Below are 16,766 nucleotides of genomic sequence, written 5' to 3'. Positions count from 1 at the left end.
TCGCGGACTCCGGCAGCGCTGACGGTCGAGGCTCGGAAGGGACCAGCATGGGACGGTTGGACGGCAAAGTCGCCCTGGTCAGCGGCGGTGCCCGCGGCATCGGCGCAGCCATTGCGCGGCGCTTCCTCGACGAAGGGGCGGCGGCCGTTGTCGGCGACGTCCTGGACGACGACGGCGCCCGGCTGCAGGCGGAACTCGGCGACCGCGTCCGTTACGTGCACCTGGACGTGACCAAGCCGGCTGACTGGGACGCCGCGGTCGGTGAGGCGGTCACCGCGTTCGGCGGCCTCAGCATCCTGGTCAACAACGCCGGCATCGTGAATTTCGGCCGGATCGACGAGTATCCGCACGAACACTGGGCGCGGATCATTGACGTGAACCTCACCGGCGTCTTCAACGGCATTAAGGCCGCCGCCCCCGCGCTGGCCAGGGCGGGGTCCGCTTCCATCATCAACGTCTCCTCGATCGCGGGCCTTCGCGGCTATGAGGGCCTCGCCGGATACACCGCCTCGAAGTTCGGTGTACGGGGCCTGACGAAGAGCGCCGCGCTGGACCTGGGACGGGACGGGACCCGGGTCAATTCCGTGCACCCCGGCGTCATCCAGACCCCCATGACCGAAGGCATGAGCTTCGACACCGGCCACGTCCCGCTGCACCGGATCGGCCAGCCCACGGAGATCGCGGACCTGGCCGTGTACCTGGCCGGCGACGAATCCTCCTTTGTCACCGGCGCCGAATTCGTCATCGACGGCGGCGAAACGGCTGGCACCGTCGCAACCCCGGCCGGCTGAACGCCCACGGTGGAGATGCCCATGTCCGCACAGTCCGGTTCCAAACTCGCCGTCATCGGCGCCGGGAGCGTCGGCACCTCGCTGGCCTACGCCGCCCTGATCCGCGGATCGGCCAGCCACGTCGCGCTCTTCGACGTCAACGCGACCAAGGCCGAGGCCGAAGTCCTGGACCTGGCGCACGGCACCCAATTCACCGCCGCGGCGGCGACCGTCAACGGCGGCGGGGACATCAGCGTGACCGACGGCGCCGACGTCGTCGTTATCACCGCCGGAGCGAAACAGGCACCGGGCCAGACCCGGCTGGACCTGGCCGGCACCAACGTCCGGATCCTCGAACAGCTCCTGCCGCAACTGCTGGCGCACGCCCCCGACGCTGTCTACGTCCTGGTCACCAATCCGTGCGACGTGCTGACCGTCGCCGCGCAGAAGATCACCGGGCTGCCGACGTCGCGAATCTTCTCCTCCGGCACCGTGCTGGACACATCGCGGCTGCGCTGGCTGCTGGCCCACGCCGCGGGAGTGTCGGTGAGCAGCGTCCACGCCAGCATGGTCGGCGAACACGGCGACACCGAATTCCCAGTCTGGTCTGGCGCGACCATCGGTCCGGTGCCCATCCGCGACTGGACGGTCGGCGGCGAGCGGATGTTTACGCCCGGCTACCTCGCCGAGACGGCCCGCGAAGTCACGCAGGCCGCGTACAAGGTGATCGCCGGCAAGGGCGCCACGAACTACGCGATCGGGCTCTCGGGAGCCCGGATCGTGGAGGCGCTGCTGCGTTCCGAGAACGCGGTCCTGCCGGTATCCACCGTGATGAGCGGGCAGTACGGGATCGACGGCATCGCCCTGTCGCTGCCCAGCATCGTGGGTCGCGGCGGCGTGCACGCGGTCCTGGAGACGCCCATGGACGAGGGCGAACGCGCCTCCCTCCACCACTCGGCCGAAACGCTCCGGCAGAGCCTCGCCTCCCTGGGGATCTGACCGGGATCTAACCGGAATGGTTGACACGCAGTGTGACCCCTGCCATATTGGAAGTGTGAACCTGTCAGACAGCCGGACAGCCGGACAACCGCTGGCCCGCCTCAGCGCCGCCGAAGCCGTCTTCAACGTCCTCCGCTCGGATATCGAGTCCGGCAAGCTCGGCGTCGGCGCCAAGCTCAGCTCCGAGGCCACCCTCGCCCAGCAGTACGGCGTCAGCCGCTCGGTGGTCCGGGAGGCGCTGCGGTCCTGCACCGCATTGGGGCTTACCGTGACGCGGACCGGCCGCGGCACGTTCGTCGTCGCCGATCATGTGGCGAAGGATCTGGTCCTTGGCCAGTACTCGGCACTGGATCTCACCGAGGCGCGGCCGCACATCGAGGTTCCCGCCGCCGGACTGGCGGCGGAGCGGCGCTCGACCGAAGACCTGGAAACTCTGAGGGACATAGTGGCAGCGATGGCCGGTGAGGACGATCCCGAGGTGTGGGTGGGACTGGACTCAAACTTTCACGCCCTGATCGCGAAAGCCAGCCGCAACAAGGTCTTCGAGAACGTCGTGGCGGACATCCGTGACGCGCTGGCGTCCCAGTCCGAAACACTCAACATGGTTGCGGACCGCCAACACGCCTCCGATGAGGAACACCGGCGGATCCTGGCAGCAATCGAGGCGGGCGACGCCGCGACGGCGCGCGTCGCCATGAGCCAGCACCTGCACGCCGTCGGCGAAGCCCTCGCGTCGATCCTGCACCCCCACACCGCAACCTGACACAGCAAACCGACGGGCACACCATCCACCCGCACCTATCCCTGCAAAGGACACCATGACCTCGCCTTCCCTCACCCTCGCCCCGGCTCCCATGGACCCGGCCGGGCTGCCGCGGCACGTCCCGGTGGCAGCCCAGACCCGCGACGGCGTGACCGAGAGTGTCCACTATGGATCGGTGATCGCCACCGCCGCGGACGGCAGCACGCTGCTGTCCGCGGGAGACCCCCAAACCCCGTTTTACCCGCGGTCCGCCCTGAAGCCACTGCAGGCCGTCGCCATGGTCCGCGCCGGCCTTGACCTGCCCGAGGAGCTGCTCGCCCTCGCCGCGGCCAGCCACTCCGGCGCCGCCGCCCACCGCAACGGCGCCCTGCGCATCCTCGAACTGCACGGCCTGGGCCCTGCAGACCTCGAAAACAGTACCGACCTTCCCTACGGCGTCCGCGAGCGCGAGGCGTGGCTTCGCGCCGGCGGGCAGGCCACCCAGCTGGCGCAGAACTGTTCCGGTAAGCACGCGGCGATGGCTGCCACCTGCGTCATCAACGGCTGGTCGGTTTGGGGATACCTGGATCCCGCGCATCCGCTCCAGCAACTCGTGGCCGGGACCGTGGTGGAACTGACCGGCGAGACGCCGCACCGCACCTCCACCGATGGCTGCGGCACCCCGCTGTTCGCCCTGACCCTGGGCGGCATGGCCCGCGCCTTCGGCAAGCTGGCCGCGGCAAGCGCGTCCGGCGGCAGTGCAGAGGCCGCGGTGGCCGGTGCCATGCGCCGGCACCCGGCGATGGTGGCGGGCGAGGACCGCGACGTCACCGCCCTGATGCGCCTGGTGCCGGGCCTGCTCGCCAAGGACGGCTTCGAGGGCGTCCAGCTCGTCGGCCTGCCGGACGGCCGCGCCGTCGCCGTCAAAATCTCCGACGGCGGCGACCGTGCCCGGATGCCGGTCACCGTTCGGCTCCTCGCAGCGCTCGACGTCGACCCCGCCCCCCTGGCGCGCCTCGCCGCAACGCCGGTCCTCGGCGGCGGCCGGCCCGTCGGCCTGCTGCAGGTCACCGACTTTCTCGGTTTCCCCGACTCCTCACACTTCCCCGACGACCGCTAAGGAACGCGATGACCTCCTCCGAAACCACCGACTTCCGCTCGGAACATGACCTCTTGGGCGACCGGGACGTGCCCGCCGACGCCTATTGGGGCGTCCACACCCTCCGGGCAGTGGAAAATTTCCCGATCACCGGGCAACCGCTCTCCTCCAACATGTACCTGGTCCGCGGGCTCGCCGCCGTCAAGCTGGCCGCCGTCCGCACCAACCATGAACTTGGACTGCTCGACGCCCGCCGCGCAGAAGCCATCGAGGAAGCCTGCACTGACGTCATGAGCGGCAAGCTCAGCGAGCAATTCGTGGTGGATGTCATTCAGGGCGGCGCCGGAACGTCGTCGAACATGAACGCCAACGAGGTCATCGCCAACCGGGCCTTGGAAATTCTGGGCTACCCGAAGGGCGACTACGCCCAGCTGCACCCCAATGACCATGTCAACCTCAGCCAGTCCACGAACGACGTGTACCCCACGGCGGTCAAGCTCGGCACGATCTTCGCCGCCCGGGAACTGCTCGACGCCCTCACCGAACTGGAGGACGCCTTCGCCGCCAAGGCCATGGAGTTCCGGACGGTGGTCAAGATGGGACGCACCCAGCTGCAGGACGCCGTCCCCATGACCCTCGGCCAGGAGTTCGGCACATACGCCGTGACCATCGGCGAAGACCGGCTGCGGCTGGCCGAAGCGGACCTGCTGATCCACGAAATCAACCTCGGCGCCACCGCGATCGGCACCGGCCTGAACGCCCCGGCAGGCTACGCGGAGGCCGCCTGCCGCCACCTGGCCGAGATCACCGGCCTGCCCTTGGTCACCGCGGTGGACCTGATCGAAGCCACCCAGGACGTCGGCGCTTTCGTGCACCTCTCCGGCGTGCTCAAGCGGGTCGCCGTGAAACTCTCCAAAATCTGCAACGACCTGCGGCTGCTCTCCTCCGGCCCGCGCGCCGGGCTCGGCGAGATCAACCTTCCCGCGGTGCAGTCCGGCTCCTCGATCATGCCCGGCAAGATCAACCCGGTCATCCCCGAGGTGGTCAGCCAGGTGGCCTACGAGGTCATCGGCAACGACGTCACGATCACCATGGCCGCCGAGGCAGGCCAGCTGCAGCTCAACGCCTTTGAACCGATCATCGTCCACAGCCTCCACAAGAGCATCTCCCACCTGGAAGCCGCCTGCCGCACCTTCACGGCCCGCTGTGTCCGGGGCATCACCGCAAATACCGAACGGCTCCGCCTAACCGTGGAGCAGTCCATCGGCCTGGTCACCGCGCTGAACCCGCACCTGGGTTACGCCACCGCCACCGCCATCGCCCAGGAAGCCCTCGCCACCGGCAAGGGGGTCGGGGAACTCGTCCTCGAACACGGGCTGCTCACCGCCGAGCAGCTCACGGACCTCCTCAGCCCGCAGCGCCTGGCCAACTTGAGCAAATAGCGCACTCCGAACCCCAAAGGACCCACCATGACAGCTCCCGGAACAGCCCGCGCCCAAAAACAGCCCGACCAGACACAGCAGCACCCGTCCATTACGGACCACAAAGTCACGGACCACACCGTCCCCCTCCACGCCCACGCCTCCGAGGCGGCGCTACGCGCCGAAGACCAGGGCTACCACAAGGGGTTGAAGCCGCGGCAGGTGCAGATGATCGCGATTGGCGGTGCGATCGGGACCGGACTGTTCATGGGCGCCGGCGGCCGGCTGGCCACCGCTGGTCCAGCGCTGATCATCAGCTACGCCATCTGTGGGTTCTTCGCGTTCATGATCCTGCGGGCCCTCGGCGAGCTCGTGATGCACCGGCCGTCGTCGGGGTCCTTCGTGTCGTACGCCCGGGAATTCTTCGGCGAGAAGGCCGCCTTCGTCACCGGCTGGCTGTACTGGCTGAACTGGGCGATGACAGCGATCGTGGACATCACCGCCGTCGCGCTTTACATGAACTTCTTCAAGAAATACTGGGCGCCCATCGCCGACGTGCCGCAGTGGGTGTGGGCCCTGGCGGCCCTGATCCTGGTCCTGGTCCTGAACCTGATCAGCGTCAAGGTGTTCGGTGAAATGGAGTTCTGGTTCGCGCTGATCAAGGTGGTCGCTCTCTTGTCCTTCCTGGCCGTCGGCATCTACTTCGTCATCTTCGGCACCCCCGTTCCGGGCCAAGAGGTCGGTTTCAGCCTGATCGCGGACAACGGCGGCTTCTTCCCGAACGGCATCCTGCCCGCCGTCGTGGTGATGCAGGGCGTCGTGTTCGCCTATGCCTCCATCGAGCTGATCGGCACCGCCGCCGGCGAGACGGAAAACCCGGAAAAGATCATGCCGCGGGCCATCAACACTGTGATCGTGCGGATCGCGGTCTTCTACGTCGGTTCCCTGGTCCTGCTGTCGCTGCTGCTGCCCTACAGCTCCTACAAGGCCGGCGAGAGCCCGTTCGTGACCTTCTTCGGCTCCATCGGGGTCGACGGCGTCGATGCCATCATGAACCTCGTGGTCCTGACCGCGGCGCTGTCCTCCCTCAACGCCGGCCTCTACTCCACCGGGCGGATCATGCGGTCCATGTCCGTCTCCGGCTCGGCGCCAAAATTCGCGGCCCGGATGAACAAGTCCGGTGTGCCCTATGGCGGCATCGCCCTGACCGCCGGCGTCGCCGTCCTCGGCGTCGTCCTCAACGCCCTGGTGCCAGCCGAAGCCTTCGAGATCGTGCTCAACGTCGCCTCGCTGGGCATCATCAGCAGCTGGGCCATGATCGTCCTCTGCCAGATGCAGCTGGCCCGGCTCGCAGCCCGCGGGGAGCTTCTCCGGCCGGCCTTCCGGATGCCCGGCGCACCCGTCACCGGATGGATCACGCTGGCGTTCCTGCTGGCAGTGCTGGTCCTCATGGCGTTCGATTCGCCGGTGGGCACCTGGACCATCGCGTCCCTGGTGGTCATCATTCCGCTACTGATGATCGGCTGGCGGCTCTGCAAGCACCGCATCCTGGAGATCGCCGCGGTGCGTGACGGGTTCACCGGACCGGCCCCGCTGGTGGCCAACCGTCCCGGCCTCGGATCCGGCGGCGACCCGACCTAACCCGCCACGATCGCCTAAGCTCGGAGGGACAGTTCCACCTGGCTCAACGACGAACCACCCGGGAGACACCACATGACCAACTGGCGGATCAGGGATTTCCACTCGGCCGACCTGGACGGCATTCTGCACCTCTGGGAATCCCTCAAGGCCACCAATGTCGAGCCGGTCTACGCCCTCTCCGAGGTCCTCGCCTCCTGCGAAAAGGATCACGCCGTGGTTGCGGTGCTGGGCGACCAGGTGGTGGGCGCCGCCGTCGGCCGCGCCGCGCACGACCAGGGCTGGATCGTCTTCCTGGCCACCCTCCCCGAGTTCCGCGGCCGGGGCATCGGCACCTCGCTGCTGGCCGCCGTCGAAAGCCGGATGGCCCCCCACGGACTGAACAAGCTCTCCGCGCTCATGCCGGAGTCCGAAACCCGCGTCGAGGCCTTCCTGGGCCGCGGCTTCGTGCTGAAGAAAAACCTGCGCTACTTCGAACGCCAGATCCCGGTCCAGCGCCAGGAACTCGAACCGCTCGGCCAGCTGGGCGGCCGGATCCTGGCCCGCGATCTCTGGGAAAATGTCGCCGGCATGCACAACGAGAAGGAACTGCTCGAGCGCCGCCTCGTGCTGCCGCTGGCCGAAGCCGACCTCGCCGACGAGTACGGTGTCGTCCCGCCGCGCGCCGTCGTCCTGTTCGGCCCGCCCGGCACCGGGAAGACGACCTTCGCCAAGGCGATTGCGTCCCGGCTGGAGTGGCCGTTCGTGGAGGTCTTTCCCTCCCGGCTTGCCTCCGACCCGCTGGGCCTTGCGGGGGCCCTACGCGAGACTTTCCTCGAGATCGCCGAGCTGGAGCACGCCGTCGTCTTCATCGACGAGGTGGAGGAGATCGCCTCGCAGCGCGCCGGCGACCCGCCGTCGCCGCTGCAGGGCGTCACCAACGAACTGCTCAAGATCATCCCGGCGTTCCGCGAACAGCCCGGCCGGCTGCTGGTCTGCGCCACCAACTTCATCCGCGCGCTGGACTCCGCATTCCTGCGCCACGGCCGCTTCGACTACGTCATCCCGATCGGCCTGCCGGACCGCCTGGCCCGTGAGGCCATGTGGCAGCGCTTCATCCCCGCCACCGTGGTGGACGACGTGGACGTGGAACTGCTGGTGGACCGCACCGAGGGCTTCTCCCCCGCGGACATCGAATATGCGGCCCGGAGCGCCTCCCAGCGGGCAATGGAGAACGCCGTTTACGGAATGGACAGGGACGGCGGCGCGTCCGACGGCGCTTCCCTCCGGGATGCCGTCCGGAAGGGCCCCGCGACGCAGGACTACCTCGATGCCATTGCGGACACCCGGACCACCGTCAGCGAAGAAGTCCACCAGCAATTCCTCGAGGACATCGACCTCCTGGGCCGCGTCTAGCTAGTCCTCGGCCGCGTCGTCGTAGCGGAGGTTTTCGTAGTCGGTGTCGTCGGCCTCGTCGAGCATGTTGTCGAGCTCTTCCAGCAGCCACGGGTTGATCCGGGCCAGGATCTTGCGGGTTTCCTCCACCGGGACGGCCGCGTACAGCACCGGCCGGGCGTCGTCGTAGCGGGTGACCGGCGGTTTGTCCGGCCACTTCTCGGCCAGCGCTTGGACCCGCTCGGGCAGTGAATTGTGCGCATTGTCAGCGATTTTGACCAGGGTCGCGTCGTGGTCCTCGGCGATGTAGCGGATGCCGGCGGCGTAGTCGTCCGGGTTTTCGTGGAACCGCTTAGTGACCCGCTCGATGATGTCCACGGCCCGCTCGGAAATGCCCATGTCCAGCAGCGCCTGCCGCGTCATCGGGGTGTCCTCCGCGATGTCATGCAGGTAACCCGCGATCTGGATGTCGTCATCGAAGTCAGCCAGCGCATCGCCGACGGCGATCACGTGCTCGCGGTAAGGCCGCTTGAGCTTATCCTTCTGCCGGTTGTGGGCCACCTCGGCGAGGACCTTCGCCGTCTCGACGGTGAAGCGGGGCTCCGGGCCGCGCGCTTCCATGAACTCTGGTTCTGACATGATTCCAGCCTACGCGTCACGCGCGCCCATCCCGGGCCACACCCACGCCTCCCGCGGCAGGGCCGCCGGATCGAAGACGGCGAGCGCCTGCTCGAGGGGACCGGGCGGCAGGCCCAGCGAGGCCAACAGCGCGTCGCGTACCCGGTCCACAGTGACTCCGGCGGCGGCGAGGTCGGCAAGCGTGACGGCGCCGTCCCGCTTGGCCAGCCGGGCGCCGTCGGCGTTCAGGACCAGCGGCACATGCGCATATTCCGGAACGGGAATATCTAAGAGCGAGGCCAGGTAGGCCTGCCGCGGGGTGGACGGCAGCAGGTCGTCGCCGCGGACCACTTGGTCGATGCCCTGCGCGGCGTCGTCCACCACCACGGCCAGGTTGTACGCGGTGACGCCGTCGTTGCGGCGCAGCACAAAGTCGTCCACCGCCCCGGTGAAGCTGCCGTGCAGGACGTCGTGCACCGTCGCCTCCGCAACGTCGGCGCGGAGCCGGAGCGCCGCCGGCCGGATGGCGCGCCTGGCGGCACGCTCGGTGTCGCCCAAGTTCCGGCAGGTGCCCGGATACGCGCCCTGGGGAGCGTGCGGTGCCGACGGCGCCTCCTGGATTTCGCGGCGGGTGCAGAAGCATTCATAGCTCCGTCCGGCATCGGTCAACCGCTGGATGGCTGCCTCATACAGGGGCTTACGGTCCGTTTGGYGGACGACGCCGCCGTCCCAGCTCACACCGATCGCCGCCAGATCGCGGAGCTGCTCCGCCTCGGCCCCCGCGCGGGCCCGGTCCAAATCCTCGACCCGCAGCAGGAAGCGCCGGCCCGTGGACCGCGCGAAAAGCCAGGCGAGGATGGCCGTGCGGAGATTGCCCACGTGAAGCTCCCCGGAGGGGCTGGGGGCGAAGCGTCCGGCGGTTGTCATGGCACCAGCCTATGCCGGGCAACACAAGAGCCCCTCAGCCACCGATGACTTCGGAAGATCCGACGTCGGTGGCTCAGGGGCTCTTGCCGTAATGGGTGTGCGGAAAGACGATGCGTGAACAAGAGTCAATCAGCGGCGGGCTCCTTGCGGGGGCCTCATCCAGGGTCCGGGAGGTGTACCGGGGGATCTGTAGCCTTCGGATGCCGGCGGTGGCCCGCATCCTGTGTTGCCACTATTTGAGCAGTAGTCCTACAGTTGGTGCAACGGACGTTCCCTCGGCTGGTCAGACTGACCAACAAACGCCGACATGACGAGCAGGAAGTGGTCAGATTGCAGCTCGACGCGACGGATCGGCGGATCCTCCTAGCCCTGGACGCGGACTCGAGGATGCCGATCATGGTGCTGGCCCAGAAGCTCGGCCTGGCCCGCGGCACCGTCCAGTCCCGGCTGGAGCGGATGACAGCGTCGGGCGCGCTCCGGCCCAACAGCAGCCGGGTGCTGCCGTCCGCGCTGGGCCGTGGCGTGGCGGCGGCCGTCAGCGCTGAACTGGACCAGAGCCACCTGAATGAAGCGATCGCCGCGCTCCGGAAGATCCCGGAGGTCCTGGAGTGCCACGCGCCTGCGGGCGACACCGACCTGCTGATCCGGGTGGTGGCCACCAGTCCGGATGACCTCTACCGTGTTTCCGAGGAAATCCGGCTCTGCCCGGGAATCGTGCGGACGTCCACCAGCATGTTCCTGCGCGAGGTCATCCCCTACCGGACCACGGGGCTGCTCGGCGGCTGAGCGCCCGGCTCGGGCCGACGGGTCAGACCGGGGGTCCGGCGTTGGCCTTGAGGCTCTTCATCACCAGCGTCGAGGTCAGCCGCTCGACCCCGGGCAGCGAAGTCAGCTCGGCATCGTAAAAGCGTTGGTAGGCCGGAAGGTCCTCGGCGATGACCTTGAGCAGATAGTCGGGTTTGCCGAACAACCGCTGGGCCTCGACGATGTTCGGGTTCGCGGCGACCCGGTTCTCGAAGATCTCCATGGTGCCGCGGTCCACCTGCCGCAGCGTGACGAAGACGATCGCCTCGAAGCCGAGGCCGACGGCGGCCGGGTCGATGTCAGCGCGGTAGCCGCGGATGACGCCGGAGGCCTCCAGTTCGCGGAGCCTGCGGTGGCAGGGCGCCACGGTGAGCCCGACCTTCGCCGCGAGGGCGGTGGCGGTGATCCTCCCGTCTTCGCGAAGGTAGCGCAAAATACTTCTGTCAATGTGGTCGATCACGCAAGGATCTTACCGCGAACGCGCGAATCCTAGCGAAATCGGTAAGCACTTATCCGCCGAAAATTCCTAGGCTTATACCTGTAGCCGCACTACCCAGGAGATCCCGCCGTGAACCCCCAGCTTTTCCTTGCCTTTATCGGCGTGGCCGTCGCCCTCGCCTGCACCCCGGGCGTGGACTGGGCCTATTCCATCTCGGCCGGGCTCAGGGAACGCAGCTTCGCACCCGCCGTGGCCGGCCTGTGCGGCGGTTACGTCGTCCACACCGCGCTGCTGGCCGCGGGGCTGGCCGCGGTAATCACCCGGCTGCCGGGGCTCCTCGGCTGGCTCACGGTCGCGGGCGCCGCTTACCTGCTCTGGCTTGGCATCAGCACCGCGCGGTCCTGGCGGGGGGCCAGTTTTGGCGCGCAAGGCGCCGGCGGATCGCAGCTGCAGGCCAACCAGTTCCGCGTCTTCCTGCAAGGCGTGGGTACCAGCGGCATCAACCCGAAGGGCCTGCTCTTCTTCGTCGCCCTGGTTCCGCAGTTCGTCAGCCCCGAGGCATCGTTGTCGGTGCCGCTGCAGTCGGCCCTCCTGGGCCTGACGTTCGTGCTGATGGTGGCGGTCGTTTACACCTGCGTGGCGTTGCTGGCCCGCAAGCTCCTGCACTCCCGGCCCGGAGCCGCACGGCGGGTCACGCTGGCCAGCGGGCTCATCATGATTGCCCTGGGCGTGGTGCTGCTGGCCGAGCAGCTGGTGCCGGTGGTCGCGAGCATGGCCTGACGGCAGCCCTGCAACCTCCGCCTGCAGCGATCACTCCCGGTTCAGCTGCTTCCATTCCTGTTCCCAGAGCCTGCGTTCTTCCACGTCCTTGCGGATGACGTCGAAGGTTTCGAGCTCGGCAGGACGGCCACGCAGCCAGTCGCGGGGATTCAGTGATTTGCGGCCGTTGTCCAGCAGCAGCAGGGCGCGGTCCGTGAGGGCATCGTTGCGGAGCGCCAGGTGGGTCTTCCGCCGGCGAAGAACCTCCTTCAATGCCGCCTGGGCGGCTGCAGCGGCACCAAGGCGGCGCAGTGACCGGGCGCGGATCAACAGGAGTGCTGCGGAGAGGTCATCGGCGTTCAGCAGCCCTTCCGTCCAGACCGCCACCTCCTTGTCCCGGCCCAATGAGAAGGCCACCGAGCACCGGGCCAGTGCCGCGGGCAGCGACGGCGGAAGCGAGCTCACGGTCTGCAGCGCCGCCTCGAGGTTGCCGGTCTCCCGCAGGGAGTGCGCCAGCGCCAGGAACACTGCTTCCTCGCTGAAGAGAACCGGAACCTCGATGCGCTCGGCCACTTCGACCCGGGTGACCAAACGGGTCAGATAGCCGGACGCGAACTGGTTGGCGTCGTCGTCGTTCCTGGTGGTGAGGCCCCGCTGGAGGAGCTCCGAGGCCCGCAGGTAGCTACCCTGCTTGTGCGCCATGAGACCGGCCATCACGTAACAGAGCCCGGCCCAGCCGGGGTTGGCGCGGCCCGTGGAGATCAACTGGTTGGGGTCCGTGTTGTGGAAGATCGCCTCGTACACCGCCTTGGCCGCTCTCCCGGTGATCAGCTTTAGCCGGGGGATGGCACCATCCACGCCGAGCAGCGCCCCGTTCCGGCCGCCCAGGGCGGTGTGCAGGATTCCGCCGACCCCGCCTGCAAGGTCCCGCACCGGCGTGCGGACCTGCGGACTGCCGAACGGGGTGAGGTCGCGGGTATCGCGATAGATGGGTCCTGCGGGCTGTCCGGCGCTCATTGTTCCATGCTAGTAGGGCACGCTTGGCGGCCGCTGGAAGGGCTAACTGGCCGCAGCCACCCAGACGCCGATCACCCAGGTACTCGCAGCCAGGCAGGCCAGGCCGAACTCCGCCAGCATGCCCAGGCCGGTGGCTTTCAAGGCCGCCCAACTGGTCTTTACAGCGGTCCGGAAATCGCGAGTCCGGTGGGATTCGCTGAGCAGAAGGCCGGCTGCGAAACCCACAAACAGACCCACCACCGGGATGAGAAACATGCCCACCCCTCCGAAGAAGAGCCCGGTCACCACGCTACGGCTGGGAATCCGGTGTTTCCTGAGCTTGCGTCCGGTGAGCACGGCGCCGGCCGTCATTCCCGCCAGCACAAAGGCCACGCCTATGCCAAAGACCACCCAGCCGGCAGTTCCTGCACCACCCCAGAGCGCCCATGCCAGCAGGCTAAGGCCGATGAGGACGCTGCCGGGCAGCACCGGGATGATGATGCCCGCCACGCCTACCAGGATGGCCAGGCCGCAGAGGACAGTCACGACGGTTCCGGGGTTCATGCCCCCAGTCTAGGGTTGGCTCCGGCGCTGACCTGTTACTGCGCCTCCACTGCCGCGGCAACGGCGGCCGAGACGGCCGGGGCGACACGCGGGTCCAGCGGGCTCGGCACGATGTAGTCGGCAGAGAGGTCAGCCTCGGCCAGTTCGGCGATGGCGCGGGCCGCGGCCAGCTTCATCGCCGGGGTGATCCGGCGGGCCCCGGCGTCGAGCGCTCCGCGGAAGATGCCGGGGAACGCCAGCACGTTGTTGATCTGGTTCGGGAAGTCGCTGCGCCCAGTGGCCACGACGGCGGCGTACTTTACGGCCACCTCAGGCAGCACTTCGGGATCCGGATTGGAGAGCGCGAACACAATGGCGTCCTGGTTCATCAGCTTGAGGTGCTCTTCGTCCAGCTTTGAGGAGGAGACGCCGATGAAGACGTCCGCGCCGAGGAGCGCCTCGCCGGGTCCGCCACTGATGCCGCGGGGGTTGCTGCGGCCGGCGATGTCTGCCTTCTTGCTGCCGCTATCTGCGGCGATGTCCGCGCGGTCCCGGTTGATCACGCCGCGGGAGTCCAGCAGCACGACGTCGTCGATGCCGGCGGTCAGCAGGATTTCGGCGACGGCGATTCCGGCGGCACCGGCACCGGACACCACCACCTTGAGCCCTGCCAGGGCGCGGTTGGTCACCTTGGCGGCATTGGTGAGTGCTGCCAGGACGACGACGGCGGTGCCGTGCTGGTCATCGTGCATGACCGGGCAGTCGAGGGCCTCGATCAGCTTTTCCTCGAGTTCGAAGCAGCGCGGCGCCGAAACGTCCTCGAGGTTGACCGCGCCGAAGCTGGGGCGCAGCCGGACCAGCGTCTCCACGATCTCGTCGACGTCGGTGGTGTTGAGCACCAGCGGGATGGAGTCGAGCTCGCCGAACGTCTTGAAGAGGGCGGACTTGCCTTCCATGACGGGCAGCGAGGCGCTGGCCCCGATGTTGCCGAGGCCCAGCACGGCGGTGCCGTCGCTGACCACGACCACCAGGCGCTGGGCCCAGGTGAGGGTTTTGGCCAGGTCCGGGTTGGCCGCGATGGCACGGCTGACCTGTGCGACGCCGGGCGTATAGGCAATGGACAGGTCGCGCTTGCTGGCGAGCGGAACGGTGCTGGCAATCGACAGCTTGCCGCCCTGGTGGGACGCGAAGATTTCCTCGTCGCTGAGCGCTGCTGCCGGCGCGTTGGGGGAAGTGGGGTGGGCGGGATTGATCATTTCGATGGACACGTCGTTGTCTCCTGAGGCTCACCGTGGGCACACGGCACTTGGCTGCTTGGGCACTGGCGTGCCCAAGATGGTCTGGAGGGAGCTCCGGGGCGGGCCCGGGGTGGCGGGCCGCCTGCCGTGAAGCTCCCAGAAGTGCTGGCGCTGGCGCCGTTTCCTGTTCCGCCATGATAAACACCGGCGATCCGCAGCGAAGATTCGGCCGGACACATTCCGGTAACTGGTCTAGACCACCCGGGAGGCCTGACGGCCCTCGGCGAGCAGCGAGCACGCCTTCTTCAAGTCTTCCTCGGCTTCGAAGAGCGAAAGCCTGCGGCAGCGGACGGACTGGACCAGGCCGGTGACGGTGAGCAGCAGGACCCGCGAGACGGCGGCGTCGCCGCTCAGCGCGGTCACTGCCTTCTCCGCGGTGGCGTCGATGTCCCGCAGCAGCCGCGTGGTGTCCGTGTCTTTCGCGTAAACCACGCGGTTCAGGCACTGCTCCACGGCCGGCTGCATGAGGCGCATATGAAAGATTTCCATCACCGCGCCCACCAGCGCGTGCGCGGGAACCTCGGCGCCCGCCGGCCACTCGCCCAGGTGCAGTTCGCTGAGCTGCTTGCGGTAGAGGGCCAGCATCAGCTGGGTCGGGGAGGGGAAATAGCGGTAAAGCGTGCCGAGCGGCACGTCCGCTTTGGCCGCGACCTCGGAGAGCACGACGGAGTCCAGGCCCTTGCGGGCAAAGCCGGCAGCGGCGTCGAGTATCCGGGCGTAGCGCCGCCGCTGCCGGGGCAGGGTGGGCGGCGGGGCCATCGGTGGAAGGTCCGAAGGGAATTCAGGCATCAGCAGCGTTCCGGGGTTGATTTTCTCGGCAGCCGGGAGGGATGATCCACAGCGCTGCCGCGGCAATGCCGTCCACTATACGGCACCCCGGGGGGCTGTTTGCCAGTCAAACGGCCTTCCCGAAACGCTAGTCCACGCTCTTGATCTTCACGACGAAGACTGCCCCGAGCAGGCCTATCGCCGCGGCCGCGAGGTACAGCGAAACGTATCCGCCCCACAGCGCCACGAAGGGGTAGGCGATGAGCGGTGCGATCACCTGGGGCAGTGAATTGGCGATGTTGATGACCCCCAGATCCTTGCCCCGGTTTAGCGCCGTGGGCAGGACCTCGGTGATCAGGGCGAAGTCCACCGCCAGGTAGGAACCGAAGCCGATGCCCAGCACCGAGGCTCCGATCAGGGCGCCGGGCCAGGTCGGGACGAAGGCCAGGATCAGGGCGGCCGCAGCGATGACGACCGAGGAGAGAATGACGAGCGGCTTGCGCCGGCCCATCCGGTCGCTGAGCCGGCCGCCGATCATGCTCGTGATGATCACCATGACCGCGTACAGACCGGTCAGGATCAGAACTCCCAGCTCCGCACCGATCCCCTGCGCCTCCGGCAGGCGCACGGCATCGGTGAGGAAGAACAGCAGGTAGAGCGTCACCATGTGGTTGCCGATGTTCACAAGCAGCCGTGTCAGCCAGGCCCAAGCGAAATCGGGGTGCCGGGCCGGGGAGATCCAGAAACCCCGGGCAAATTCGGCCAGTTTGAAGGGCGGCCGGCTGGTCCGCGGCAGCGCGACGTCGTCGTTTTGGAAGAAATACAGCACGACGCCGGCCAGCAGCGCCGCGGCGCAGACGACGTAACCGAGCGCGAAGTTGCCGGAGACGACGGCGGCGATCACGGCACCGGCCAGGATGCCGGCGGTCTGGCCCATCGCGGCCAGGCCGCCCACCGTGCCGCGCTGCGGCACCGGCACCCGGTCCGGGATGGCGGCGGTGATGGCGGCGTAGGCCCCGTTGCAGCCCGCCTGCACGAGGCACCAGAGGATGGTCATCACGGCGACGTTGGGAGCGCCCGCGAGCGCCACGAGCGCGGCCGCGCCCAGAACGGCGCCGAAGAGCACCCACGGCACCCGGCGTCCCCGTCGTGCGACCGTGCGGTCGCTGAAGGCGCCGAACAAGGGGTTGGCTACGAGTGACACCGCCGCTCCGGCGCCGGTGACAAGGGCCAGGATGGCTTCCTTTTCGCCTTCGTTGAATGCCGCGGCCTGCTGGCCGAGGAGCACCTGGAGCGGGCCGAAGAAAGCCGCGTTGATGCCCAGGTTGACCAGGACCACGCCCGCGGTCCAGACCGGGCGGACCCGGCGCTCCGGCTCGGCAAGGGCCGGAGCGGAGCCTGCCGGTGAGCCGCCCGCGGCGTCTCGGCCGCCGGCCGCAGGGACCGGGACGGCTCCGGGTCGATCGGACAGACTCATTTGGTTCCCCCCGGAACTGTTGTCTGAAGCTGATAATCCGTGTGCGCCCAGACTATCGTGGGGCGGATCAGGACAGAGCGGGTAAAAACACATA

17 protein-coding genes are annotated in these 16,766 nt (G+C 68.2%); 9 read left to right on the top strand and 8 right to left on the bottom strand.

Translation table 11 applies throughout. From position 1 onward, the window contains the following. Window positions 1–47 precede the first annotated feature (47 nt). The 7 genes from AC1DGI_RS04640 to AC1DGI_RS04610 all read left to right on the top strand — a co-directional run bounded on the left by AC1DGI_RS04640 (window position 48) and on the right by AC1DGI_RS04610 (window position 8,064). Window positions 48–791 (top strand): glucose 1-dehydrogenase, encoded by a 744-nt coding sequence (locus AC1DGI_RS04640; protein ID WP_441403590.1) that lies wholly within the window; start codon window positions 48–50, stop codon window positions 789–791. A 21-nt stretch (window positions 792–812) separates the two neighbouring features. Beyond that, window positions 813–1,769 (top strand): L-lactate dehydrogenase, encoded by a 957-nt coding sequence (locus AC1DGI_RS04635; RefSeq protein WP_476897934.1) that lies wholly within the window; start codon window positions 813–815, stop codon window positions 1,767–1,769. Window positions 1,770–1,824: 55 nt separating this feature from the next. Further along, complete coding sequence (locus AC1DGI_RS04630) at window positions 1,825–2,532, top strand: FadR/GntR family transcriptional regulator (RefSeq protein ID WP_476897933.1); 708 nt, start codon at window positions 1,825–1,827, stop codon at window positions 2,530–2,532. 55 nt (window positions 2,533–2,587) lie between these two features. Next, a complete protein-coding gene (locus AC1DGI_RS04625; RefSeq protein WP_441400671.1) occupies window positions 2,588–3,631 on the top strand; it encodes an asparaginase in 1,044 nt (347 codons plus the stop codon). A gap of 8 nt (window positions 3,632–3,639) precedes the next feature. Beyond that, window positions 3,640–5,052 (top strand): aspartate ammonia-lyase, encoded by a 1,413-nt coding sequence (locus AC1DGI_RS04620; protein WP_441400669.1) that lies wholly within the window; start codon window positions 3,640–3,642, stop codon window positions 5,050–5,052. Between the two features lie 27 nt (window positions 5,053–5,079). Continuing rightward, the gene (locus tag AC1DGI_RS04615) at window positions 5,080–6,672 is read left to right on the top strand and encodes an amino acid permease (protein ID WP_476897932.1); all 1,593 of its coding nucleotides are present in this window, start codon (window positions 5,080–5,082) and stop codon (window positions 6,670–6,672) included. Window positions 6,673–6,744: 72 nt separating this feature from the next. After that, on the top strand, window positions 6,745–8,064 hold the full coding sequence (locus AC1DGI_RS04610; RefSeq protein ID WP_441400665.1) for an ATP-binding protein: 1,320 nt from the start codon (window positions 6,745–6,747) through the stop codon (window positions 8,062–8,064). Here AC1DGI_RS04610 and AC1DGI_RS04605 read toward each other — a convergent pair whose 3' ends face one another. After that, window positions 8,065–8,682 (bottom strand): HD domain-containing protein, encoded by a 618-nt coding sequence (locus tag AC1DGI_RS04605; RefSeq protein WP_441400663.1) that lies wholly within the window; start codon window positions 8,680–8,682, stop codon window positions 8,065–8,067. Between the two features lie 9 nt (window positions 8,683–8,691). Next, window positions 8,692–9,588, bottom strand: a complete 897-nt coding sequence (gene gluQRS / locus AC1DGI_RS04600) for a tRNA glutamyl-Q(34) synthetase GluQRS (RefSeq protein WP_476897931.1) — start codon at window positions 9,586–9,588, stop codon at window positions 8,692–8,694. Window positions 9,589–9,909: 321 nt separating this feature from the next. Between gluQRS and AC1DGI_RS04595 the strand changes: the two genes are divergently transcribed. After that, window positions 9,910–10,374 carry an Lrp/AsnC family transcriptional regulator gene (locus AC1DGI_RS04595; protein WP_441400660.1) on the top strand — a complete coding sequence of 155 codons (465 nt, stop codon included), beginning with the start codon at window positions 9,910–9,912 and terminating at the stop codon, window positions 10,372–10,374. 22 nt (window positions 10,375–10,396) lie between these two features. Here the strand turns inward: AC1DGI_RS04595 and AC1DGI_RS04590 are convergent, their stop codons facing one another. Then, on the bottom strand, window positions 10,397–10,852 hold the full coding sequence (locus AC1DGI_RS04590; protein WP_441400658.1) for an Lrp/AsnC family transcriptional regulator: 456 nt from the start codon (window positions 10,850–10,852) through the stop codon (window positions 10,397–10,399). A gap of 108 nt (window positions 10,853–10,960) precedes the next feature. Between AC1DGI_RS04590 and AC1DGI_RS04585 the strand changes: the two genes are divergently transcribed. Beyond that, the gene (locus AC1DGI_RS04585; protein ID WP_476897930.1) at window positions 10,961–11,611 is read left to right on the top strand and encodes a LysE family translocator; all 651 of its coding nucleotides are present in this window, start codon (window positions 10,961–10,963) and stop codon (window positions 11,609–11,611) included. A gap of 30 nt (window positions 11,612–11,641) precedes the next feature. Here the strand turns inward: AC1DGI_RS04585 and AC1DGI_RS04580 are convergent, their stop codons facing one another. The 5 genes from AC1DGI_RS04580 to AC1DGI_RS04560 form a co-directional block, all read right to left on the bottom strand. Continuing rightward, window positions 11,642–12,607, bottom strand: a complete 966-nt coding sequence (locus AC1DGI_RS04580; protein WP_441403642.1) for a hypothetical protein — start codon at window positions 12,605–12,607, stop codon at window positions 11,642–11,644. A gap of 42 nt (window positions 12,608–12,649) precedes the next feature. Beyond that, a complete protein-coding gene (locus AC1DGI_RS04575; protein WP_476897929.1) occupies window positions 12,650–13,150 on the bottom strand; it encodes a DUF456 domain-containing protein in 501 nt (166 codons plus the stop codon). Between the two features lie 35 nt (window positions 13,151–13,185). After that, window positions 13,186–14,385: an NAD(P)-dependent malic enzyme gene (locus AC1DGI_RS04570; RefSeq protein ID WP_476897955.1), complete on the bottom strand. Its 1,200-nt coding sequence runs from the start codon at window positions 14,383–14,385 to the stop codon at window positions 13,186–13,188. Between the two features lie 234 nt (window positions 14,386–14,619). After that, window positions 14,620–15,216 (bottom strand): TetR/AcrR family transcriptional regulator, encoded by a 597-nt coding sequence (locus AC1DGI_RS04565; protein ID WP_476897928.1) that lies wholly within the window; start codon window positions 15,214–15,216, stop codon window positions 14,620–14,622. A gap of 127 nt (window positions 15,217–15,343) precedes the next feature. Continuing rightward, on the bottom strand, window positions 15,344–16,672 hold the full coding sequence (locus AC1DGI_RS04560; protein WP_476897927.1) for an MFS transporter: 1,329 nt from the start codon (window positions 16,670–16,672) through the stop codon (window positions 15,344–15,346). Window positions 16,673–16,766 lie beyond the last annotated feature (94 nt).

This window comes from Arthrobacter sp. 05N428_2 (assembly GCF_056397065.1).
Note: the sequence above shows the minus strand (reverse complement) of the source record. Positions and strands in the feature narration are given on the sequence as shown.